20 protein-coding genes are annotated in these 22,081 nt (G+C 74.9%); 4 read left to right on the forward strand and 16 right to left on the reverse strand.

The features are described from left to right. Positions 1-148: 148 nt before the first annotated feature. From ACIQKA_RS27835 to ACIQKA_RS27850, 4 genes are read left to right on the forward strand one after another with little or no spacing between them, the layout of a single operon-like run. On the forward strand, positions 149-1,318 hold the full coding sequence (locus tag ACIQKA_RS27835) for a polyprenyl synthetase family protein (RefSeq protein WP_402542755.1): 1,170 nt from the start codon (positions 149-151) through the stop codon (positions 1,316-1,318). After that, complete coding sequence (crtI, locus tag ACIQKA_RS27840; protein WP_402542756.1) at positions 1,315-2,871, forward strand: phytoene desaturase family protein; 1,557 nt, start codon at positions 1,315-1,317, stop codon at positions 2,869-2,871. The genes ACIQKA_RS27835 and crtI overlap by 4 nt, the downstream gene beginning before the upstream one ends. Continuing rightward, on the forward strand, positions 2,868-3,950 hold the full coding sequence (locus ACIQKA_RS27845; RefSeq protein ID WP_383150975.1) for a phytoene/squalene synthase family protein: 1,083 nt from the start codon (positions 2,868-2,870) through the stop codon (positions 3,948-3,950). Before crtI ends, ACIQKA_RS27845 begins: the two co-directional genes overlap by 4 nt. A 5-nt stretch (positions 3,951-3,955) precedes the next feature. After that, positions 3,956-4,942, forward strand: coding sequence for a DUF5914 domain-containing protein (locus ACIQKA_RS27850; RefSeq protein ID WP_383432637.1), 987 nt, complete (start codon positions 3,956-3,958; stop codon positions 4,940-4,942). A gap of 71 nt (positions 4,943-5,013) precedes the next feature. Here the strand turns inward: ACIQKA_RS27850 and ACIQKA_RS27855 are convergent, their stop codons facing one another. From ACIQKA_RS27855 to ACIQKA_RS27930, 16 genes are all read right to left on the reverse strand, one after another. After that, on the reverse strand, positions 5,014-6,591 hold the full coding sequence (locus ACIQKA_RS27855) for an FAD-dependent oxidoreductase (protein ID WP_383432572.1): 1,578 nt from the start codon (positions 6,589-6,591) through the stop codon (positions 5,014-5,016). Further along, the gene (locus ACIQKA_RS27860) at positions 6,578-7,792 is read right to left on the reverse strand and encodes a lycopene cyclase family protein (protein WP_383150977.1); all 1,215 of its coding nucleotides are present in this window, start codon (positions 7,790-7,792) and stop codon (positions 6,578-6,580) included. Before ACIQKA_RS27860 ends, ACIQKA_RS27855 begins: the two co-directional genes overlap by 14 nt. 377 nt (positions 7,793-8,169) lie before the next feature. Next, positions 8,170-8,925: a sirohydrochlorin chelatase gene (locus tag ACIQKA_RS27865; RefSeq protein WP_383150978.1), complete on the reverse strand. Its 756-nt coding sequence runs from the start codon at positions 8,923-8,925 to the stop codon at positions 8,170-8,172. Between the two features lie 16 nt (positions 8,926-8,941). After that, positions 8,942-9,829, reverse strand: a complete 888-nt coding sequence (locus ACIQKA_RS27870; RefSeq protein WP_381400073.1) for an ABC transporter permease — start codon at positions 9,827-9,829, stop codon at positions 8,942-8,944. After that, entirely contained in the window at positions 9,816-10,610 is a 795-nt protein-coding gene (locus tag ACIQKA_RS27875) for an ABC transporter ATP-binding protein (RefSeq protein ID WP_383150979.1), read from the reverse strand. Before ACIQKA_RS27875 ends, ACIQKA_RS27870 begins: the two co-directional genes overlap by 14 nt. Positions 10,611-10,647: 37 nt before the next feature. Beyond that, positions 10,648-11,787, reverse strand: a complete 1,140-nt coding sequence (locus ACIQKA_RS27880) for an aliphatic sulfonate ABC transporter substrate-binding protein (protein WP_391096335.1) — start codon at positions 11,785-11,787, stop codon at positions 10,648-10,650. Positions 11,788-11,995: 208 nt separating this feature from the next. Then, positions 11,996-13,339 (reverse strand): sulfate adenylyltransferase subunit 1, encoded by a 1,344-nt coding sequence (locus ACIQKA_RS27885; RefSeq protein WP_402542757.1) that lies wholly within the window; start codon positions 13,337-13,339, stop codon positions 11,996-11,998. Continuing rightward, a complete protein-coding gene (gene cysD / locus ACIQKA_RS27890) occupies positions 13,339-14,274 on the reverse strand; it encodes a sulfate adenylyltransferase subunit CysD (RefSeq protein ID WP_383150982.1) in 936 nt (311 codons plus the stop codon). Before cysD ends, ACIQKA_RS27885 begins: the two co-directional genes overlap by 1 nt. After that, positions 14,271-14,852 (reverse strand): adenylyl-sulfate kinase, encoded by a 582-nt coding sequence (cysC, locus tag ACIQKA_RS27895; RefSeq protein ID WP_383150983.1) that lies wholly within the window; start codon positions 14,850-14,852, stop codon positions 14,271-14,273. Before cysC ends, cysD begins: the two co-directional genes overlap by 4 nt. Continuing rightward, positions 14,852-15,559, reverse strand: a complete 708-nt coding sequence (locus ACIQKA_RS27900; RefSeq protein WP_383150984.1) for a phosphoadenylyl-sulfate reductase — start codon at positions 15,557-15,559, stop codon at positions 14,852-14,854. The genes cysC and ACIQKA_RS27900 overlap by 1 nt, the downstream gene beginning before the upstream one ends. Continuing rightward, on the reverse strand, positions 15,556-15,735 hold the full coding sequence (locus ACIQKA_RS27905; RefSeq protein ID WP_383150985.1) for a hypothetical protein: 180 nt from the start codon (positions 15,733-15,735) through the stop codon (positions 15,556-15,558). Before ACIQKA_RS27905 ends, ACIQKA_RS27900 begins: the two co-directional genes overlap by 4 nt. Before the next feature lie 118 nt (positions 15,736-15,853). Then, positions 15,854-17,551 (reverse strand): nitrite/sulfite reductase, encoded by a 1,698-nt coding sequence (locus tag ACIQKA_RS27910; protein ID WP_402542758.1) that lies wholly within the window; start codon positions 17,549-17,551, stop codon positions 15,854-15,856. 136 nt (positions 17,552-17,687) lie between these two features. Continuing rightward, the gene (locus ACIQKA_RS27915) at positions 17,688-17,771 is read right to left on the reverse strand and encodes a putative leader peptide (protein WP_310887545.1); all 84 of its coding nucleotides are present in this window, start codon (positions 17,769-17,771) and stop codon (positions 17,688-17,690) included. Between the two features lie 133 nt (positions 17,772-17,904). Then, positions 17,905-18,474 carry a GNAT family N-acetyltransferase gene (locus tag ACIQKA_RS27920; protein WP_383150987.1) on the reverse strand — a complete coding sequence of 190 codons (570 nt, stop codon included), beginning with the start codon at positions 18,472-18,474 and terminating at the stop codon, positions 17,905-17,907. Positions 18,475-18,802: 328 nt separating this feature from the next. Continuing rightward, positions 18,803-20,098: a GAF domain-containing protein gene (locus ACIQKA_RS27925; protein WP_383444353.1), complete on the reverse strand. Its 1,296-nt coding sequence runs from the start codon at positions 20,096-20,098 to the stop codon at positions 18,803-18,805. Between the two features lie 327 nt (positions 20,099-20,425). After that, positions 20,426-22,081, reverse strand: coding sequence for an acyl-CoA dehydrogenase family protein (locus tag ACIQKA_RS27930; protein ID WP_402542759.1), 1,656 nt, complete (start codon positions 22,079-22,081; stop codon positions 20,426-20,428).

Here is a 22,081-nt window from a genome sequence, read left to right on the forward strand (position 1 = left end):
TCGCCCGACCCGGGCGGTCGCGGGCGGCGGCGGGCGGTCATTGGGCCGCCCGGCCCAAGGAACGGTGCATCCGTTGCCCCCGGCGGTACTGAATGACCCGTGAGGACGAAGAGATGCCGCCCGGCGAGCGAGGGGTGAACCGATGCGCGTGCCCGATCCACTTCAGGTAGACGAGGGGGTGCCGGCCGCCGTCGAGGATCACCTCGCCGCCGTCCTCCGGCAGCGGGTGGCCGACGCGGCGGCCGCCGACCCGGACTTCGCGTCCGACATCGCCGACCGGGTGGCGGCCTTCGCCCTGGGCGGCGGCAGGCGGCTGCGCGCCGAGTTCCTGTGGTGGGCGATGCGGGGCAGCGGCGGCGGGACGCGCGAGACGCCGGCGGCCCTCGGGGTCGCGGCGGCCCTCGAACTGATCCAGACGTGCGCCCTGATCCACGACGACGTGATGGACGGCTCGCCCCTGCGCCGGGGGCGCCCCGCCGTGCACGTGCAGCTCGACGCGCTGTTCGGCACCGGGGAGCGCGCCCTGCCCTGCGGCACGTTCGGCGCCGCCGCCGCCGTCCTCGCCGGCGACCTGGCCCTCGCCTGGGCCGACGACTCCTTCGCCGAGTCCGTGGCGGGGCTGCCGTCGGCGCCCCGGGCCGCCCGGGTCTGGCGGGTGATGCGCACCGAGATGGTCGCGGGCCAGTACCTCGACCTGCGCGGCCAGGTCACCGGCGACGGCTCGGCCGCACGGGCGGCGCGCACGGCCGTCCTGAAGACGGCCCTCTACTCGATGGGACACCCCCTGGCCCTGGGCGCCACGCTCGCCGGGGCCCCCGAGGGCACGGTCCGCGCGCTCCGCGAGGCGGGACGGTCCGCCGGGCTCGCCTTCCAGCTCCACGACGACGTGCGGGGCGCCTTCGGCGACCCGGCGGCCACCGGGAAGCCGGTCGGCGAGGACATCCGGGAGGGAAAGGCGACCTACCTCCTGGCCGTCGCCGGGGAGCGGTGCGCCGAGCTGGGGGACCGGGCGGGGCTCGGACTCCTGGAGCGGATCACCACCGGAGCCCGCACGACCGAGGAGGACGTGGACCGCGTGCTCGACCTGCTCGTCTCCTGCGGGGCCCGGGACCGGGTCGCCCGGCGGGTCGGGGAGCTGTGCGCCCGGGGCGCGGAGACGGTGGCGCGCGCCGGGCTCGCCCGGGGCGCCGCGGACCGGATCGGAGAGCTCTTCGGAGCGGCCTGCGGACTGGAACCGGGACGCGCCACCGCCCCGCCGGAACCACCCGCGCCCGCCGCCCCGTCCACCCTTCCGGTCCTGATCGGGGAGGCCCGGTGAGGACGATCACGGGACCGACGGACCACGTCGTCGTGGTGGGCGCGGGCCTCTCCGGGCTCGCCGCCGCCCTCCACCTCCTCGGCGCCGGACGCCGGGTGACCGTCGTCGAGAGCGACCCGCTCCCGGGCGGCCGCGCCGGCCGCCTCGACCTCGGCGGCTACCGGACGGACACCGGGCCGACCGTCCTCACCATGCCCGACCTCCTCGACGAGGCCTTCCGGGCGGTCGGGGACTCCCTGCGCGACCGGGTCGACCTCGTCCCGCTCCACCCGGCCTACCGGGCCCTGTTCGCCGACGGCACCCGCTTCGACGTGCACACCGACGCCGACGCCATGGAGGCGCAGGTCGCCGCCTTCGCCGGGCCCCGCGAGGCCCAGGGGTACCGGCGGCTGCGCCGCTGGCTGGAGGAGCTGTACGCGCTCCAGAAGCGCCGCTTCATCGACGCCAACTTCGACTCGCCCGCCCAGCTCCTCCACCCCGACCTCGCCCGGCTCGCCGCCCTCGGCGGCTTCGGCCGGCTCGACCGGGCCGTGGGCCGCTTCCTGTCGGACGAGCGGCTGCGGCGCGTCTTCTCCTTCCAGGCCCTGTACGCGGGCGTGGCCCCCTCCCGGGCCCTCGCCGCCTACGCGGTGATCGCCTACATGGACACCGTCGCCGGGGTGTACTTCCCGCGCGGCGGGATGCACGCCGTACCGGCGGCCATGGCGGACGCGGTGGTACGGGCCGGCGGCACCGTCCGGTACGACGAGCCGGTCACCGCGCTCGAACGCCGGGGCGAGCGCGTCACCGCCGTCCTCACCGCACACGGCCGGATCCCCTGCGACGCGGTGGTCCTCACCCCGGACCTGCCCGTCGCCTACGGCCTCCTCGGCCGCGAACCCCGCCGCCCCGTCCGGCTGCGGCACTCCCCGAGCGCGGTCGTGATCCACGCCGGGACGGACCGCACCTGGGACCGGCTGGCCCACCACACGATCTCCTTCGGGCACGCCTGGGAGGGCACCTTCCACGAACTGATCGACCGGGGCCGCCTGATGAGCGACCCCTCGCTGCTCGTCACCCGGCCCACGGCCACCGACCCCGAGCTCGCCCCGCCCGGCCGCCACCTGCACTACGTCCTCGCCCCCTGCCCGAACACCTCCGTCGGACCGGACGCCGCCCACTGGGGCGAACTCGGACCGCGCTACCGCGACGCGCTCGTCCGCGAGCTCGAACGCCGGGGCCTCGACGGCTTCGGCGACGCCGTCGAGGAGGAGGCCCTGGTGACCCCGGCGGACTGGACCGCCCGGGGGCACGCCGCCGGCACCCCCTTCTCCGCCGCCCACACCTTCGCCCAGACCGGCCCCTTCCGGCCCCGGAACCTGGTGCGGGGCACCGCCAACGCCGTCCTCGCCGGCTGCGGCACCACCCCCGGCGTGGGCGTCCCCACGGTGCTCCTCTCCGGGAAGCTCGCGGCGGCCCGGATCACCGGCGGCCCCGCCCGCCCCGGCCGGCGCCCCGCGCCACCGGCGGCGGACCGCACGCGGGTGCCCGGCACGAGCGGAGCCGCGCGATGACGGCCCGGGAGCTGGACGCGGCCGGCATCACCGACCCGCGCCTGCGGGCCGCGTACACCGCCTGCCGGCGGCTGAACGCCCGCCACGGCAGGACGTACTTCCTGGCCACCCGCCTCCTGCCCGTCGACCGGCGCGCGGCCGTCCACGCCCTGTACGGCTTCGCGCGCCGCGCCGACGACATCGTCGACGACCTCGGCACCGACGCGACGACGGAGGAGCGCGCCGCCGCCCTGGACGTCCTGGAGAGCCAGTGGCGGCACGCCGTCCGGGGCGGGGAGGTCCGCGAACCGGTGGTGATGGCGGCGGCCGACGCCCGCGCCCGCCACCACATCCCCGAAGGCCACTTCACCGACTTCCTGACGTCGATGCGCAGCGACCTGACGGTCGAGCGGTATCCGACCTACGCCGACCTCCACGCCTACATGCACGGCTCGGCGGCCGTCATCGGACTCCAGATGGTCCCCGTCCTCGGGACCGTCGTCCCCCGCGCGGAGGCCGAGCCGTACGCGGCGGCCCTCGGCCGGGCCTTCCAGCTCACCAACTTCCTCCGGGACGTGGGCGAGGACCTCGACCGGGGACGCGTCTACCTGCCCCTGGACCTCCTCGCCGCGTACGGCGTCGACCCCGACCTGCTGATGTGGAGCAGGATGACCGGCTGCCGGGACCCCCGGATCACCGCCGCGCTGCGGGCCGCCGCCGCCCTGACCCGGGGCGTCTACCGGGAGGCCGAGCCCGGCATCGCCCGGCTCGCCCCCGTCTCGGCGCCCTGCGTGCGGACCGCCTTCGTGCTGTACCGCGACATCCTGGCGGCCATCGAGCGCGACGGGTACGCGGCGGTGCACCGGCGGGCGGTCGTCGGCCGCCGCCGCCGGGCGGCCGTGGCGGCGCGCGGCCTGGCGGGCGCCCTCGCCGCCCGCACCCTGCCGGAGCGCGCCCGCCCCGCCGCCCCCGCCGTCCCGGCCGCTCCGCGCACGGACGTCCGCAGGACGTGGGCGCGGAGCGGGGCCGAACTCGACCGCGCGACGCGGGCGGCGGACACGACGCACACGACGGGGACGACAGGAGGCGGTGAGCGGTGAGCGCGATGCGGAGGCCGGAGATCCCGCTGCGGCTGCGCCGGAACGCCGTCGCCTGGGAGCGGCAGCGGCCGACCTGGCGGGACGCCAAACCGGCCCTGATCGCCGAGGCCCTCGACCGCGCCGGGACCCGCCCCACGGGCAACTGGTTCGTCGTCGGCGGCAGCCGCGACCTCGGGGACGGCCGGCCGCTCGGACGGACCGTCGCGGGCACCGAGGTGGTCCTCTGGCGCGACGCCGGGGGCACGCCCCACGCGGGCCCGGGGGCCTGCCCGCACCTGGGGGCGCCGCTCAAGGACAGCGTCGTGCGGTGCGGCACGCTGATCTGCCACTGGCACGGACTCGCCCTGGACGGCGGCCCCTTCGCGGGCTGGGCGCCGTGGCCCGTCCACGACGACGGGACGCTGCTCTGGGTCAGGCTCGACCGGATCGGCGGCGAGACCCCGACGGAGCGGCCCCCCGTGCCCGAACGCCCGCCCGCGCACGGGGCGGTCGCCGCCGTCTACACGGGCGCGGGCACCTGCGAACCGGAGGACGTCGTCGCCAACCGGCTCGACCCCTGGCACGGCGCCTGGCTCCACCCGTACTCCTTCGTCGACCTGGAGGTGCTGCGGACCCCGACGGAGGAGGACGACGAGCTGGAGGTGGAGGTCTCCTTCAAGGTTGCCGGACGGGTCGTGGTGCCCGTCCGGGCCGTCTTCACCGCGCCCGGCCCGAGGACGGTCGTCATGCGGATCACGGCGGGCGAGGGGACGGGCTCGGTGGTCGAGACGCACGCGACCCCCCTGACCCCGGCGGGCGCCCGGCGCCCGCGCACCGCCGTCGTGGAGGCCGTCGTCGCCGGCTCGGACCGGCGGGGCTTCGCCGCGGCCCGCCTGGCGACGCCGCTCCTCCGCCCGGCGATGCGGGCGGCGGCGGCCCGCCTGTGGCGCGACGACCTGGCGTACGCCGAACGGCGCTGGTCCCTGCGGGCGCGGGGACTGTTCCCGGGCTGACGTGCGGCGGCGGGCCCGGGACCGCTCGTACGGGAGCCGGTCCGGCACCCCCGTACGCCCGGGCCGCCGGCTCAGTACTCCCCGTACGCCCGGGCCGCCGCCCTCAGGACCGCCGACCGGCCCCGCCGGGGCACCGTCCACAGCGTCTGGCCCCGCAGTCCCCAGCGCCACAGGTGCGCGTTGGCGGCCAGGAAGCCCGTGGTGGCGGCCCGTTCCATCAGCGCCACCGGCAGGTCGGTGCGGACCAGGTCACCGGCGACGGTGACGGTGGGGTCGGGGGTGTCCACCGACGGCCGGTCCGCGCGGCCCCCGACGGCGAAGAGCGGGCAGTCGTCCCGCCACTCGTCGCGCCGGTCGACGATCCGCGCGGCCGCCGTCTCCGGGTACACGCGGTGGAGCTGCTCGACCAGCTCCCGCGCGACCGGTTCCGGACCCGCCGCCGCGTCCGCCGCGTAGGCGTGCAGCTCGACCACGGAACCGCCGGTCTTCCCGGCCCAGCGGGCGGCCTCGCCCTCCCACCGGTCGAGGACGCTGATGTTGTCCAGCGGGCCGTAGCCGCCGGTCCCGAGGAAACCGGGCCGGTCCGGGGCGACGGGACGGTCCAGCCAGAGCCGGGTGACCAGGAACGGCGGGGCCGTGCGCAGCGCGGCGACCCGGGCGCGCCAGGCCTCGTCGCACAGCGAGGGCGAGGCCGCCGCGACCGCCCGGAGCCCGGCGGTGTCGAGCGCGAGGACCAGCGCGTCGACGCGCTCCGTGCCGCTCGGGCCGTGCACCAGGTGGCCCCCGCCCGGCGAGGAGTCGATCCGGACGACGGGGGCGCCGGCCCGGATGTCGACGCCGTGGCCCTCCAGATAACGGGCGAGGGGCTCCCACAGGGCCTGCGGATAGGGCTCGTCGGGCACGTCGAAGAGCAGCCCCTCGGAGGAGCCCAGGAAGTAGATGTGGAACATCAGGGCCAGTTCGGCCGCCGACAGCTCCCCGGGGTCGGCGAAGAAGCTGCGGGAGAAGACCTCGAACGCGAGGTGCCGGGCCTTCTCCGGGAACCGGATCCGGTCGAGCAGCTCCCGCGCGCTGACGTCGTCGTACCGCCGGTGGACGCCGGGCAGGCGCACGTCCAGGAGGGGCAGCGCGGCCCGGGGGTTCATCCGGGCCAGGTCCCGCGCGCCGAAGGAGGGGCTGAGCGCGGCGAAGCCCACGGCGCTCCACGGCGGCGTGCGGGGCACGCGCGCGAAGCTGTCGTACAGGCCGGAGCCGTGCAGCAGGGGGTAGTCGGGCAGCGGTCGCAGCCGCTCCAGGCCCGGATCGACCCGCCGCAGCAGCCCGCGCAGGTTGTAGTACTGGCGGAAGAAGGCGTGGAAGCCGCGGCTCATCGTCGCGGCGGAGCCGTCCGCCAGCTCCACGGGCCACCCGGCCAGCCGGCCGCCGAGCGACGCCTCGCGCTCGTACAGGGTGACGCGGACCCCGCGCTCCGCGAGGACGGTCGCGGCGGCGATGCCCGCGATCCCGCCCCCGACGACCGCGCAGCGCGGCCCGTCCCGGTCCGCCCGGTCCCGTCCGGGGCGCGCGGGCAGGACGGCCGCCCGGCGGTCACGGCCGCGGCGCGGCACCGGGGGCCGCTCCGGGGCGGAGGAGCGTTCACGACCGGTCATCGGGGGCCTCCTGGTGCGGTCCCGGGCGGGGGCGCCGGGGGAGTAGGGGGACTTCGGCCGCCGTGCGGAGCATGGCGGGGACGGGCGTGCGCAGCCCGATGGAGAACTCCTCGGCCGGGCCGGTGGCACCGTCCAGGAAGCGGAGCAGGCGCTCGCAGGGGACGCGGGCGAAGAGCCCGGTGAAGAAGGCCGGGCCGTCGATCCGCCCGGTGTCGAGGCCGCGCAGCAGGACGGAGTCCATCGCGAGCGCCCGGGAGGAGTACGCGGACGGGGGCACCGGGCGGCGGCCCCGGTGCAGGGCGTCCGCGACGGCCCGGGCCTGCCGCTGGATCGCCGCGAAGGCGTACCCGGTGGAGGGGCGGACGGCCCCGCCCGCCGCCCCGATCCGGAAGACGTGCCGGCCGGCCTCGCGGGGGTGGCGGCCGTCGCTCATCGGGATGGCCCCCTGCTCGGTGTCGAGCACCCGGAAGGGGCCGAGCCGCAGCACGTCCCGGGTGTACCGGGCCAGGGCCCGGTCGTAGGCGGCGGGCGTCAGCGGGGCCCGGCCGAACTCGGTGTACTCGACGAGCGCCTCGTACGGGCTCGTGGGCAGCACGTAGCCGAAGGAGAGGCCGTGCGCGGGCTGGGGCGTGCGGAAGTCCATCAGCTCGACGACGTCCGGCGCGAACACCGGCCGCCCGGTCCGCACGAACCAGCCCCGGAAGTGCTGGAGCAGGGCGGTGCGGGCGGGCGGCGCGGCGGCGGGCGGCCGGGAGTCGAAGACCCAGCGGGCCGTGAGCCGGGAGACGGTCCCGTCGGCCGCGCGGCAGACCACGACGGCGCCGTCCGGCCCGTCGGCCACCTCCTCCACGACGGCCTCGACCCGGCGCAGCCCGGCGAGCCCCGGCCGCAGGCCCCGCTCGAACCCGCCGGAGCGCAGCATCTTGTAGCGCAGGCCGCCGAGGGGCCGCACGGGCCCCGACCCGTCGGGGCCCCGCACCCGGAGCCCGCCCCAACTCGCGGTCAGGAACGGGTCGTACGCGCCGGGCCCCGCCTCCCAGAAGCACCAGGTGCGCTCCGGGGGCCGCAGCGGGCCCGGCGGGGCCTCGACGAGGGTGACGCGGGGGGCGGGGACGCCGTCCGGGGGCGCGAGCAGCCGCCACGCGAGGGAGAGCCCGGCCGCGCCGCCCCCGACGACGACCACCTCGGTGCCGGTGTCCACGGGCGTCCGTCACCTCCCTCACGTCACCTCGGCAGCGGTCCCGGTGGGTGTACCCGGGAACGGGGGCGATGCGTGGCCCCGTGCTGCATTCGGCCCATCGGGGGGCGGCGGATGCGGCGGGGGAGGAGGTGTCGCGAAAGTTCGTGACCGGATGACGGACCGCCCACGGGCCGGGCGACGGGTCCTGCTCACGGGCCGGGTGACGGGTCCTGCTCATGGGCTGGGCGAAGGGCCCTGCTCACGGGCCGGACGACGAGCCCCGCCCACGGGCCGGGTGACAGGCTCCGTTCACGGGCCGGACGACGAGCCCCGTTCACGGGCCGGGTGGCGGCGCGCTCATGGGCCGGACGCAGGGCCCGCTCACGGGCCGGGGTGGCTCAGACGGCCGCCGCCGTCACCCGCTCGCGCCCGGCCGCCCGCGCCGCCCCGTCGTACCGGGCGAGCAGCAGCCGGGCCAGCTCGGGCGAGGGGCCGAGGACGTCCGCCAGGACGTCCGCCTCCGCCGCGCCCGCGGCGATCCGGTCCGGGAGGCGCCCCGGCGCGATCACGTACGGGGCGACCGCCACCCGCCGGACGCCCGGCTCGGCGCGCAGGGCCCGTACGGCGTCCTCCGTACGGGGAAGGGATGCGGAGGCGAACGCGGGCCGCACGGAGCACCAACCGGTGCGCCGCAGCTCCCGCGCCGTTTCTGCGATCACCGCGATCGCCTCCGGGTCGGTGGAGCCCGCCGAGGCCAGGACGACCCCGGTCGCGCTCTTGTCGCCGGGCGCGAGCCCGGCCTCGTACAGCCGCCGTTCCACCGCCGCGACGAGCAGCGGCGACGGGCCCAGGACCTCCGCCTGCCGGATCCGCAGCGAGGCGGGGGCCTGCCGCAGGACGGCCGGCACGTCCGCCTTCGCGTGGAAGGCGCGGGTCAGGAGCAGCGGCAGCGCCACCACGTCCCGCACCCCCTCGGCGGCGAGCCGGTCCAGGACCCCCGTCACCGACGGCAGGTTGAAGTCCAGGAACGCCGTCTCCGCGCGCAGCCCCGGCCGCAGCGCGCCGGCCCGGCGCACCAGCGCCTGGACGGTGGCCGCGTGCCGCGGGTCGCGGCTGCCGTGGGCGATCACGAGGAGGACGGGGGGGTGGTTCATGGTGGTTCGGCTCACTTCACTTCACGAGCAGGCCGCGGCTGCGGAGCACCCACCGCTCCAGCGGGCTGAAGATCAGCAGGTCGATCGCGATGCCGACGATCAGGATCAGCAGGATCGCCAGGAACACGCCGGGCAGGTCGATGTTGTTGCGGCCGTTCTCCAGGAGCTGGCCCAGGCCGAGGCCCAGGTCGGGGGAGGAGGCGATGATCTCCGCGGCCATCAGCGAGCGCCAGGAGAACGCCCAGCCCTGCTTCAGGCCCGCCAGGTAGCCGGGCAGCGCGGCCGGCAGGACCACGTGCCAGGTGCCCTTGAGACCGGTGGCGCCCATGGTGCGGCCGGCCCGCAGGAACAGCGGCGGGACCTGGTCCACGCCGGAGACCAGGCCGTTGGCGATGGACGGGACGGCGCCGAGCAGGATGACGGTGAACATCATCGCGTCGTTCAGGCCGAACCAGAGCACGGCCGGCGGCACCCACGCCACCGACGGCAGCGACTGGAGACCGGACAGGATCGGGCCGATCGCGGCGCGCACGAACTTCACCCGGGCCACGAGCAGGCCCAGCGGGGTGCCGATGGCGAGGGCGAGCAGGAAGCCCGCCAGGCCCCGGGACACGCTGGTCCAGATGACCTCCAGGAGGGTGCCCTGGAGCCACATGTCGGCCAGGCCGTCCCACACCGCGGACGGCGCGGGCAGCTTGGTCTCCTCGGTGATCCCCGCGGAGACGAGGACCTGCCAGACGGCGAGGACCAGGGTGACGGCGAGGGTGGGCGGGAGGACCTTCTTGACGAGGACCTCGCGGACCGGGGTGCGGCGGATCTCGACCGCGTCCAGGGCGTCGAGCCCGGCCTCCAGGCCGGCGAGGTCGTCCGCCTTGGCCTTCGGGGCGGTGTCAGTGCTGGCCATGGCGGCGGATCTCCCCACGCAGGTGTTCAGTGATCTCGACGGACAGCTCGGCCACGTTCGCGTCCTCGATGCGGCGCGGCTGCGGGATGTCCACGGTCCACTCCTTGGCCACCCGGCCGGGCCGGGAGGAGAGCAGGACCACGCGCTGGGCGAGGCGGACGGCCTCGCGCACGTTGTGGGTGACGAAGAGGACGGAGAGGCTGGTCTCCTCCCAGATGCGGGTCAGCTCGCCGTGCAGCACGTCGCGCGTGATGGCGTCCAGGGCGGCGAACGGCTCGTCCATCAGCAGGAGCTGGCTGTCCTGGGCGAGCGCCCGGGCGAGGGCCACCCGCTGCCGCATGCCGCCGGACAGCTCGTGCACCCGCTTGCCGTACGCGCCGCCGAGCCGGACGAGTTCGAGCAGCCGCTCGGCCTCCGTCCTGCGCTCGGCCCGGGGCACCCCGCGCAGCCGCAGGGCGAGTTCGATGTTCTTGCCCGCGGTCAGCCACGGGAAGAGGGCGTGCTCCTGGAACATCAGGGCCGGCCGGCCGCCCGGGGTCGCGATGGACCCCTGGGTCGGCCGGTCGAGGCCCGCGACCAGGTTCAGGAGCGTGGACTTGCCACACCCCGAGGCCCCCAGGAGGGTGACGAACTCGCCGGGCGCGACGTCGAGGCTGACGTCGTCCAGGACGAGCTGGGTACCGGCCGGGCCGGTGAAGGACTTCGAGACGTGCTCGATCCGGGCTGCGTGCGTCCGCTCCGCAGCCGTGCCCTCGGCCGCCTTGGCGAGCGTCGTGGCCATGGTCGTCACCTCCTGGGGTTCGTGGATGCGCCGGCGGTTACTTGGCGCCGAGGCCGGCGTCGGAGACCTCGGGCTTGCCGGCGGCCTTCAGCACCTTGTTGAGGAGCGTCAGGTCGTAGATGCCGGCCAGGTCGGGCTGCTTGATGAGCCCGGCCTTGACGGCCCACTCGGACTGGGTCTTCAGCGTCGAGGCCAGCGGGTCGTCGGTGATCGCGATGCTGGGCCACGCCGGGTCGATGACCTTGGCGGCCAGGGGCTTGCCGGTCTCCGCCTTCAGCGCCGCGTTGGCCGACTCCTTGGCCTTGTCCGGATTGGCGTTGATCCACTCGTTGGTCTTCACCGTCCCCCTGAGGACGGCCTCGACGACGTCCGGGTGCTCCGCGAGGAACTTCTGCGACACGATGATGTTCGTGATCACGAACTTCTTGTCGGGCCACAGCGTGGTCTCGTCGAGGAGGACGGATCCGCCCTGGGAGACCAGCTTGGACGCGGTCGGCTCCGGCACCCACGCGCCGTCGATCGAACCGGACTTGAAGGCGTCCGGGGTGACCTTGTTGTCCGTGCGGACGACCGAGACGTCACCCTTGCCGGACTCCGGGTCGACCTTCCAGCCCTTCTCGGAGATCCAGTTGAGGAGCGCGACGTCCTGCGTGTTCCCCTTCTGCGGGGTGGCGATCTTCTTGCCCTTGAGGTCGTCCAGGGTCTTGATCTTCGCCGGGTTCACGACCAGCTTCACGCCGCCGGAGGCGGAGCCGGAGACGATCCGCAGGTTCTGGCCCTTGGACTTGACGTACGCGTTGATGGAGGGCGAGGGGCCGATGAAGCCGATGTCGAGGGAGCCGCCGTTGAGCGCCTCGATCTCGGAGGGGCCGGCGTTGAAGGTCTGGGGCTTCAGCGTGGTGGCGCCCAGCTCCTTCTGGATGAGGCCGTCCTGGACGCCGATCAGCGCGGTGGCGTGCGTCAGGTTCGGGAAGTAGCCGATCCGCACCTCGGAGGCGGAGAGCTTCTTCGCGTCGGCCGCGACCGGGGCCTTCTTGTCGGCGGACTCGTCCTTCTTCGCGTCGGAGCCGTAGCCGCACGAGGCGAGCGCGCCGATCAGCAGGGGCAGGGCGGCGGCGGCGACGACGCCGCGGCGCGGGGTCTTACTCGTGGTGCGGGCGTTTCCGTTGGCAGACACGGGAGGCGTTCCTCTCGGCACGTGGTCTCATGACGCACGTCTTCGGCGGTGGAGCAGGGGCGGGTACGGCTCGTGGGGGGTGTGGGCGCGCATGCGGTGCGCGTACGTCATCGCGCACATCGCGCCACCCCTCCCTGGCCGCTGCCGAGGGTGCCGCTGCCGACGCGGCCACCCTCCTTCGCGAAAGTGGCGTAGACGTTCTGGTCCATCAGAAGTCCCAACCCTCCTCGTCGTCGACGACCGCGACGGCCTTGGCGGTGGCGAAGGACTCGCCCGCCATGCCGGCCGCGAGCGTGGTGCCGTCCGCCGGGTCGATCAGCAGGAACGAACCGGTGCGGCGGGAGTCCGCGTAGGCGTCGAGCGCGAGCGGCTCGGCGGTGCGGACCACGACCCGGCCGATGTCGTTGGCGACCAGCTGCCCGGGGGCCGGGTGCTGGGAGAGGTCGTCCAGGGTCAGCCGCGAGGGGATGTCCTTGACGATCGCCTTGACCGTGCGGGTGGTGTGCTTGAGCAGGACCCGCTGGCCGACCGCGAGCGGCCGGTCCGCCACGTGGCAGACGGTCGCCTCGACGTCCTGGCTGGTGGCCGGGGCGTCACCGGCCGGGGCGAGCAGGTCGCCGCGCGAGATGTCGATGTCGTCCGCCAGCCGGATCGTCACCGACTGCGGCGCCCACGCGATGTCCACGGACGCGCCGAGCGCGTCGATCGCGGTGATCGTGGAGGTCTTCCCGGACGGCAGCACGGTGACCTCCTCGCCGACCCGGAAGGCCCCGGCGGCGATCTGACCGGCGTAGCCCCGGTAGTCGGGGTGCTCGGCGGTCTGCGGCCGGATCACGTACTGCACGGGGAAGCGGGCGTGGCAGGCCGTCAGGTCGTGGCTGACCGGGACCGTCTCCAGGTGCTCCAGGACCGTCGGGCCGCCGTACCAGTCCATGTTCGCCGACGGCTCCACGACGTTGTCGCCGGCGAGCGCCGAGATCGGGATGGCCGTGATCTCCGGGACGCCCAGCTCGGAGGCGTACGTGGTGAACTCCTCGGCGATGGCGGCGAAGACGGGCTCCGCGTAGTCGACCAGGTCCATCTTGTTCACGGCCAGGACCACGTGCGGGACGCGGAGCAGGGCGGCGACGGCGGCGTGCCGGCGGGTCTGCTCCACGACGCCGTTGCGGGCGTCGACCAGGACCACGGCCAGCTCGGCGGTCGAGGCGCCGGTGACCATGTTCCGGGTGTACTGCACGTGCCCGGGGGTGTCGGCGAGGATGAACCGGCGCCGGGCGGTGGCGAAGTAGCGGTAGGCCACGTCGATGGTGATGCCCTGCTCGCGCTCGGCCCGCAGGCCGTCGGTGAGCAGCGCCAGGTCGGGCGCCTCCTGGCCGCGGGAGCGCGAGGCGTGCTCCACGGCCTCCAGCTGGTCGGCGAGGACCGACTTGGAGTCGTGCAGGAGCCGGCCCACCAGGGTGGACTTGCCGTCGTCGACGGAACCGGCGGTCGCGAAGCGCAGCAGGGTGGTGGCCGCCGCCAGGTCGGCCGGCTGCTCGGTGGACGTGCTCATTAGAAGTACCCTTCGCGCTTGCGGTCTTCCATCGCGGCCTCGGACATCTTGTCGTCGGCGCGGGTGGCGCCCCGCTCGGTGAGCCGGGAGGCGGCGATCTCGGCGATGACGGCGTCCAGCGTGGTGGCGTCGGAGTCGACGGCGCCGGTGCAGGACATGTCACCCACGGTGCGGTAGCGGATCAGCCGCGTCTCGACCGTCTCGGACTCCTTGGGGCCGCCCCACTCGCCGGCCGTCAGCCACATGCCGGCGCGGGCGAACACCTCGCGCTCGTGCGCGAAGTAGATCTCCGGGAGCTCGATCCCCTCGCGCTGGATGTACTGCCAGACGTCCAGCTCGGTCCAGTTGGAGAGCGGGAAGACGCGGACGTGCTCGCCGGGGGCATGGCGGCCGTTGTAGAGCTGCCACAGCTCGGGGCGCTGGCGGCGCGGGTCCCACTGCGAGAACTCGTCGCGGAGGCTGAACACCCGCTCCTTGGCGCGGGCCTTCTCCTCGTCGCGGCGCCCGCCGCCGAAGACGGCGTCGAAGCGGTGCCGCTGGATCGCCTCGGTCAGCGGGACGGTCTGGAGCGGGTTGCGGGTGCCGTCGGGGCGCTCGCGGAGCTTTCCGGCATCGATGTACTCCTGCACGGAGGCGACGTGCAGCCGCAGGCCGTGCCGCTCGACCGTGCGGTCGCGGTACTCGATGACCTCGGGGAAGTTGTGCCCGGTGTCGACGTGGAGCAGCGTGAACGGCACCGGCGCCGGCGCGAACGCCTTCAGCGCCAGGTGCAGCATGACGATGGAGTCCTTGCCGCCGGAGAAGAGGATCACCGGCCGCTCGAACTCCCCCGCCACCTCGCGGAAGATGTGCACCGCCTCGGACTCCAGGGAGTCCAGGTGCGACAGCGCGAACGAGCCGTCGGTCGTGTCGTGGACGTGGGCGACAGTGGTCACAGCAGACCCTTCTCGGTGAGCAGCGCGTGGAGCTGCGCCGCGGACTCCTGCACGGTCTGGTTCTGGGACTCGATCCGCAGGTCGGGCGTCTCGGGGGCCTCGTAGGGGTCGTCGACCCCGGTGAGGCCGCTGATCTCGCCCGCCGCCTGCTTGGCGTACAGGCCCTTCACGTCGCGGACGGAGCAGACCTCGACGGGGGTGGCCACGTGCACCTCGACGAAGGCGGTGCCCCCGGCGTGGTGGCGCTTGCGGACGGCCTCGCGGCTGTCGGCGTACGGGGCGATGACCGGCACCAGGACCTTCACGCCGTGCGAGGCGAGCAGCTCGGCGACGAAGCCGATCCGCTGCACGTTGGTGTGCCGGTCCTCGCGGGTGAAGCCGAGGCCCGCCGAGAGGAACTCGCGGATCTCGTCGCCGTCGAGGACCTCGACGCGGTGGCCCTCGCCGCGCAGCCGTCCGGCCAGCTCGTACGCGATGGTCGTCTTGCCGGCGCTCGGCAGGCCGGTGAGCCAGATGGTGGCACCGGTCACGTGGTTCTCCCGGGAGGTCTCTGAAGGGGGTCGGGGGGTCGTGGTCATCAGCCGTGCAGCCCGCACTCGGTCTTGGCGCGGCCCGCCCAGCGTCCGGCGCGGGCGTCCTCGCCCTCCAGGACCCGGCGGGTGCAGGGGGCGCAGCCGACGGAGGCGTACCCGTCCGTGAGGAGCGGGTTGGTGAGGACGCCGTGCTCCGCGACGTACGCGTCGACGTCGTCCTGGGTCCAGCGGGCGATGGGCGAGACCTTCACCTTGCGGCGCTTCTCGTCCCAGCCGACGACCGGGGTGTTCGCCCGGGTCGGTGACTCGTCGCGGCGCAGTCCCGTGGCCCACGCGCGGTAGTCGGTCAGGCCCTCTTCGAGGGGGGCGACCTTGCGCAGCGCGCAGCACCGGTCGGGGTCGCGGTCGTGCAGCTTGGGACCGTACTCGGCGTCCTGCTCGGCCACGGACAGGCGCGGTGTCAGGGTGATGACGTTGACGTCCATGACGGCGTCCACGGCGTCGCGGGTGCCGATGGTCTCCTCGAAGTGGTAGCCCGTGTCGAGGAAGACGACGTCCACGCCGGGGCGGACCCGGGAGGCGAGGTGGGCGACGACCGCGTCCTCCATGGAGGAGGTGACGCAGAAGCGCTCGCCGAAGGTGTCGACGGCCCAGCGGAGGATCTCCGTGGCGGAGGCGTCCTCCAGCTCGCGGCCGGCCCGTTCGGCGAGTGCCTTGAGGTCGGCCGCGGTGACGTCCTGAGCGAGCGTCATATCTCTTCCCCTCCAGAGGTCCTGCCCGAAGTCCCCGGGGCGAGCAGCCCCAGGAACTTCAACTGGAAGGCCCGGCTGCACGCGGCGCATTCCCAGGCGCCGTGGCCCTGCTCGTGGGGACGCAGGTCCTCGTCGCCGCAGTAGGGGCAGAAGAACGGTGCGGCGCGCTCGCTCACGGTGCCTCCTCGATCTCCCCCTGGGCCTTCGGCCCGGGGGTACCCCCATCTCCGCCCGCGCGGCGCAGCGGGGCGGCTTTCGTCGTCGGCCGCGGCCCGGTGGCCGCGCGTGCGTCGCTCACGACAGGGCCTCCTCGGAGGCGCGGGCCGCCCAGGTCGCGAAGCGCTCGCCGGTCTCGCGCTCCGCCCGGAAGCGCTTGAGGACCCGCTCCACGTAGTCGGGGAGCTCGGCCGCGGTGACCTTGAGGCCGCGGACCTTGCGGCCGAAGCCGGCCTCCAGGCCGAGCGCGCCGCCCAGGTGCACCTGGTAGCCCTCGACGCGGTTGCCCTCGTCGTCCAGGACGAGCTGGCCCTTGAGGCCGATGTCCGCGACCTGGATGCGGGCGCAGGCGTTCGGGCAGCCGTTGATGTTGATGGTCAGCGGCTCGTCGAAGTCCGGGACGCGGCGCTCCAGTTCGTCGATGAGCGAGGAGCCGCGGCCCTTGGTCTCGACGATCGCCAGCTTGCAGAACTCGATGCCGGTGCAGGCCATCGTGCCGCGCCGGAAGGGCGAGGGGGTGACCCGCAGGTCGAGCGACTCCAGGGCGGAGACCAGCGAGTCGACCTGGTTCTCCTCGATGTCGAGGACGAGCATCTTCTGCTCGGCGGTGGTGCGGACCCGGCCGGAGCCGTGCGCCTCGGCGACCTCGGCGATCTTCGTCAGGGTGGCGCCGTCGACGCGGCCGACGCGGGGCGCGAAGCCGACGTAGAACCGGCCGTCCTTCTGCCGGTGCACGCCGACGTGGTCGCGCCAGCGGCCTGCGGGGTCCTGGGGGGCCGGGCCGTCCGTCAGCTTCCGCTTCAGGTACTCGTCCTCCAGGACCTGCCGGAACTTCTCCGGGCCCCAGTCGGCGACGAGGAACTTCAGACGGGCGCGGTTGCGCAGCCGGCGGTAGCCGTAGTCGCGGAAGATCGAGATGACGCCCTCGTACACGTCGGGCACCTCGTCGAGCGGGACCCAGGCGCCGAGGCGGACGCCGAGCTTGGGGTTGGTGGAGAGGCCGCCGCCGACCCACACGTCGAAGCCGGGGCCGTGCTCCGGGTGGCGGACGCCGACGAAGGCGATGTCGTTGATCTCGTGCGCCACGTCGAGCAGCGGCGAGCCGGAGACCGCCGACTTGAACTTGCGGGGCAGGTTGGAGAAGTCCTTGTTGCCGACGATGCGCCGCTGGATCTCGTCGATGGCGGGCGTGCCGTCGATGATCTCGTCGGCGGCGATGCCGGCCACGGGGGAGCCGAGGATGACGCGCGGGGTGTCGCCGCAGGCCTCGATGGTGGACAGGCCGACCGCCTCCAGGCGGTTCCAGATCTCGGGGACGTCCTCGATGCGGATCCAGTGGTACTGGACGTTCTGCCGGTCCGTGATGTCGGCGGTGCCCCGGGCGAACTCCTCGGAGATCTCGCCGACGACCCGCAGCTGCTCGGTGGTCAGCCGGCCGCCGTCGATGCGGACCCGGAGCATGAAGTACTCGTCGTCCAGCTCCTCCGGCTCCAGGACGCCCGTCTTGGTGCCGTCCAGACCCTGCTTGCGCTGGGTGTAGAGGCCCCACCAGCGCATGCGTCCGCGCAGGTCGTTGGGGTCGATGGAGTCGAAGCCGCGCTTCGAGTAGACCGTCTCAATGCGTGTCCGCACATTGAGACCGTCGTCGTCCTTCTTGAACTGCTCATTGCCGTTGAGGGGGGTGAAGTGCCCCACGGCCCACTGACCCTCGCCGCGGTGACGTCCGGCCTTGCGGCGGGCGGCGGCGGGGGTGGGGTTTTCCGGGGTGGCGGCCATGGCGTTTCGTCCTTCGGGACTGCGAGAGGGCGGCTCTGACCTGCACACTCGCGCTCGGTCAGAGGGGGGCGCGGCAGTGCGCAGCAGGGTGGGGCAGAGTCGGGTGGAAAGGGTGATCGCGGCGGTGCTGGTTCTCTCAGCGCGCCGGACAGATGGCGCTGGACATGCGGCCGAGGTCGACGTGCCGCCGACTCACCAAGGCAATTCCAGTTCCAGGCATGGCGGAAGCGTGTCACGGGACTTTGGAACCAGTCCAGCATCGTCCAGGATATGGACATTGTCGTCTCGTTTGTCGAGACGATGTGTTCTGGGTCACGTGCGAGGGGCCCGGTGGGGCCCCTCGCCGACCGGCCTCAGGCGTACGCGCCGGGCCACGGGCCGGGCGTCGCGCTCTCCTCGGCCTGCTCCACCTTGGTGTCGAACAGCCGGAAGCCGCGCCGCTCGTAGTTGGCCATGGCGTGCGGGCCGTCGAGCGAGCAGGTGTGCAGCCAGACGCGCCCGGTGGCCTCCCGGCCGGGCCAGCGGTCGGCCAGGTCCCAGGCGCGGGCCGTCGCGTACGACAGGAGGTGGCCGCCGATCCGGCGCCCCCGGAAGGCCGGGATCAGGCCGAAGTAGACGATCTCGACCACGCCGTCGGCCTGGGCCTCCAGCTCCACGTACCCGGCCGGCGTCCCCCTCTCGTACGCCACCCAGATCTCGGCGCCCGGCTTCTCGACGATCTCCTGCCACTGCTTGTACGTCAGGGACAGGCGGTCGGACCAGCGGATGTCGCCGCCGACGGCGGTGTAGAGGAAGCGGCTGAACTCCGCCGACGGCACCTCGGCGCGCCGGATCACCACGTCGTCGCCCTCCGGCGGGACGGCGGGGCGCAGGTCGGACGGGGAGGTCTGTTCGAGGGACCAGGTGGTGAGAGTGATGCTCATGGGGCCATCGCATCATGCGGGGCGGGGGATGCGCAGGGCGGCCCCGGGGAGGGGAGGCTCCCGGGGAGACGGCTGTCCGCATGGTGGACGGAGGGAGGGGTGCGTCCCGGTCCGGGCCCGTGGCGCCGGGGCGGTGGTGTCGGGGCGGTGACGCCGAGGGCCGTGGCGCCGGGGGGCCTGACGCCGAGGACTCTGACGCCGGAGGCGGTGGCGCTGGAGCCCGTGGCGCCGGGGCGGTGACGCCGAGGGGCCTGACGCCGGGGCCGGGATCCGGCTCGTACCGCCGCCCGTCCCGCGCCTGTACCGCCGCCCGTCCCGCGCCCGCCGGCTACCCCCGTACTCCCTCCCGTACCGCCGGTGCCGTCGAGTGCGGCAGCAGGTCCGCCGGGAGTTCCGGACGGAGGACCTCCACCGCCACCTCCTCGCGGAAGCGGTACGGGCGGTGGGCCAGGACCCCCGCCAGGGTCCGGCGCACCCGGGACATCTCGGCCCGCACGGTCACCGTCCTCGTCCGGTCCCCGAACACGTCCTCCGCCAGCTCCGCCGCCGTCCGCCCGCCCCGGTGCAGCGCCAGGACGTAGAGCAGCTCGGCGTGCCGGGGGCTGAGCTCCTGCTGCCAGCCGCCCGCGGGGCCGGACACGGACACCGTCCAGCGGCGCGGCCGGCTCAGGTCGAGGACCACCCGCTGCGCCGCCTCCGCGCCCGGCTCCCCGGCCGCCCCGGCCTCCTCCTCGACCCGCAGCAGCCAGCCGCCCGGCAGCGGCTCCACCGCGCAGGTCCCGAGCGAGGGCAGCCACACCCGTCCGGCGCGGAAGGACTTGGGCAGCGGGATCCGGTCCACCGGCGCGAGCCCGGTCACCGCCGCCGTCCAGCCGTGGACGTCCACCGCGACGGCCCGGCCGCCCACCCGGCACAGGATCGGCGCGGCGACCGACCGCAGCCGCTCGACCGACCGGCGGTGCCGCTCCCGCATCTCGGCCTCGGCGAGCTGCGCCACCGAGTGGACCAGGGCCAGCATCGCCGGGTGGAAGGTGGAGGCCGGACCGCTCACGTCGAGGATGCCCAGGAGCCGCCGGTCGCGCGGATCGCGCACGGGCGCGGCGGCGCAGGTCCAGTTGTGCAGCGTGTGCAGGTAGTGCTCGGCGGAGTGGACCTGCACCGCCCGGCCCAGGGCGAGCGCCGTGCCGACCGCGTTGGTGCCGGTCGTGTGCTCGGTCCAGGCCGCCCCCTCCTCCAGGCAGATGCCGTTCGCCCGCCGCAGCACCCCGGAGTTCCCCTGGCGCCACAGCACCCGGCCGTGCTCGTCGGTGACCACCATGATCTGGAGGGAGGCGTCGGCGATCCCGGCGAGACCGCCGGTCAGCGTCTGCACGACCTCGGCGAGGAGCGTGGTCCTGCGCCGCTCCTCCAGCTCGTCGCGCCGGAGCAGCACGCTGTTCGTGCCCCGGTCGGGGTCGAGGCCGAGCCGGGCCATCCGCTGCCAGGACGCGTCGATGACCGGGCGGGGCGCGATCGGCGGCGTCCGGCCCGCCAGCGTCTCCTCGCGCACCCGGTGCAGCAGCCGGGCGGCCCGGGCGGCGTCCATGGCGGCCAGCCGCCCCATGTCGAGCTGCGTGTTCTTCATCGGTCTCTCCCAGCCACCCGGGGTGCTGTATCGGTTCTGCACAGGGGCAGACGGCCGGAGTTCCGCACGGGGGCGGACGTCCGGAGCGTCGGTGCCCATCGTGCCGCCCGGGACCGTCCGGCGAGACCCGGTTCGGGTAATCCTGCAACCCTTTGCAACTCTCGCCCTCACCCGCCCTCCTGGACGAGGCTTGTGCGAGCGGAGGGTGGTGCCGTGTCGGCGCAGCACCACCCCCGCTTTTCCGCGCGCCCGCCTCCTCCGCCACGCCCGGCCGTACGCCGGCCACGGGCCCGGCCCGGGCGTACGAGCCGCAGGCCCCGGCGTCTTCTACACCTCCACCCGCGCCCGCTCCACCACCGACCGCAGGTCCAGGGTGTGCGGCAGCGTCCCGAAGGCCGCGCCGCCGTCGCCGCCCAGCCGCGCCGCGCAGAACGCGTCCGCGACCTCCGGCGGGGCCCACCGCACGAGCAGCGCGCCCTGGAGCACGAGCGCCATCCGCTCCGCGAGCCGCCGCGCCCGCGCCTCGATCCCGCTCAGGTCCGCCAGCTCGACGAGCAGCTCCCGCACCGCCCGGTCGAACCGGTGGTCCGCGCCCCGCGCCGCCCCCACCTCCCGCAGGAACGCGTCGAGCGAGAGCGGCTCGGTCCGCAGCACCCGCACCACGTCCAGGGCCTGCACGTTCCCCGAGCCCTCCCAGACCGAGTCGAGCGGCGACTCCCGCAGCAGCCGGGGCATCCCCGACTCCTCCACGTACCCGTTGCCGCCCAGGCACTCCAGGGCCTCGGCCACCACCGGCGTACACCGCTTGGTCACCCAGTACTTCGCCACCGGCACCGCGATCCGCAGCAGCGCCCGCTCCCGGTCGGCGTCCGCCCCGCCGTCCTCCGCCGCGTCGTAGGCCGCCGCCAGCCGCATCCCCAGGGCCGTCGCCGCCTCCGACTCCAGGGCCAGGTCCGCGAGCACGTTCCGCATCAACGGCTTCTCGATCAGCGGCCCGCCGAAGGCGTTCCGGTACGCGCAGTGGTGCACGGCCTGCGCCACCGCCTGCCGCATCAGCGCCGCCGAGCCGAGCACGCAGTCGAGCCGGGTCGCCGTCACCATGCCCATGATCGAGCGAACCCCGCGCCCCTCCTCGCCGATCCGGCGCGCCCACGTCGTCCCGTCGAACTCGACCTCGGCCGAGGCGTTCGACCGGTTGCCCAGCTTGTCCTTGAGGCGCTGGATCGCGAAGGCGTTGCGCGAGCCGTCCGCGAGCACCCGGGGCACCAGGAAGCAGGTGAGGCCCGCCGGGGCCTGCGCCAGGACCAGGAAGGCGTCCGACATCGGAGCCGAGCAGAACCACTTGTGCCCGGTCAGGACGTACTCGCCCGCGGCCGCCAGCGGACGCGCCTGCGTGGTGTTCGCCCGGACGTCGCTGCCGCCCTGCTTCTCCGTCATCGCCATCCCGAGCAGCGCGCCCGGCTTCTCCGCGACGGGCAGCAGCGCCCGCTCGTACACGTGCGAGCGGGCCGCCGGCTCCCACACCTCGGCGAGCTCCGGCTCGATCCGCAGCGCGGGCACGGACGCGTGCGTCATCGACAGCGGGCAGCCGTGCCCCGCCTCCGCCTGCGTCGCCACCAGGAACCCGGCGGCCCGCCGCACGTGCCCGCCCGGACGGCCCCACGCGTCCGTGAGCCCGGCCGATACGGAACGCCCCAGGAGCCGGTGCCAGGCCGGATGGAAGCGGACCTCGTCGACCCGGTGGCCGTAGCGGTCGTGGGTCCGCAGCCGGGGCGGATTCTCGTTCGCCTGCTCGCCCCACTCCCGCACCTGCTCCGAACCCGTCGCCCGGCCGAGCAGCGCGAGGGACTCCCGCGCCTCCCCGAGCAGCCCCGGGTCGAGGTGCCGTTCGACCGCCTCGACCAGGGCACGGTCGCCCGTGAAGACGTCGTACCCCACCAGGGGAGGGGGCTGATTGGTCACTGTGTGGGTGGTCCGCGCCAT

The sequence above is a fragment of the Streptomyces sp. NPDC092045 genome, from assembly GCF_044756005.1.
Lineage (GTDB): Bacteria > Actinomycetota > Actinomycetes > Streptomycetales > Streptomycetaceae > Streptomyces.

Coding starts and splice junctions, on each gene's coding strand:
- ACIQKA_RS27845 (WP_383150975.1), top strand. CDS start 2,868: ATGACGGCCCGGGAGCTGGACGCGGCCGGCATCACCGACCCGCGCCTG.
- ACIQKA_RS27850 (WP_383432637.1), top strand. CDS start 3,956: ATGCGGAGGCCGGAGATCCCGCTGCGGCTGCGCCGGAACGCCGTCGCC.
- ACIQKA_RS27855 (WP_383432572.1), bottom strand. CDS start 6,591: ATGACCGGTCGTGAACGCTCCTCCGCCCCGGAGCGGCCCCCGGTGCCG.
- ACIQKA_RS27865 (WP_383150978.1), bottom strand. CDS start 8,925: ATGAACCACCCCCCCGTCCTCCTCGTGATCGCCCACGGCAGCCGCGAC.
- ACIQKA_RS27870 (WP_381400073.1), bottom strand. CDS start 9,829: ATGGCCAGCACTGACACCGCCCCGAAGGCCAAGGCGGACGACCTCGCC.
- ACIQKA_RS27875 (WP_383150979.1), bottom strand. CDS start 10,610: ATGGCCACGACGCTCGCCAAGGCGGCCGAGGGCACGGCTGCGGAGCGG.
- ACIQKA_RS27885 (WP_402542757.1), bottom strand. CDS start 13,339: ATGAGCACGTCCACCGAGCAGCCGGCCGACCTGGCGGCGGCCACCACC.
- cysC (WP_383150983.1), bottom strand. CDS start 14,852: ATGACCACGACCCCCCGACCCCCTTCAGAGACCTCCCGGGAGAACCAC.
- ACIQKA_RS27900 (WP_383150984.1), bottom strand. CDS start 15,559: ATGACGCTCGCTCAGGACGTCACCGCGGCCGACCTCAAGGCACTCGCC.
- ACIQKA_RS27910 (WP_402542758.1), bottom strand. CDS start 17,551: ATGGCCGCCACCCCGGAAAACCCCACCCCCGCCGCCGCCCGCCGCAAG.
- ACIQKA_RS27915 (WP_310887545.1), bottom strand. CDS start 17,771: ATGCCTGGAACTGGAATTGCCTTGGTGAGTCGGCGGCACGTCGACCTC.
- ACIQKA_RS27920 (WP_383150987.1), bottom strand. CDS start 18,474: ATGAGCATCACTCTCACCACCTGGTCCCTCGAACAGACCTCCCCGTCC.
- ACIQKA_RS27925 (WP_383444353.1), bottom strand. CDS start 20,098: ATGAAGAACACGCAGCTCGACATGGGGCGGCTGGCCGCCATGGACGCC.
- ACIQKA_RS27930 (WP_402542759.1), bottom strand. CDS start 22,081: ATGGCGCGGACCACCCACACAGTGACCAATCAGCCCCCTCCCCTGGTG.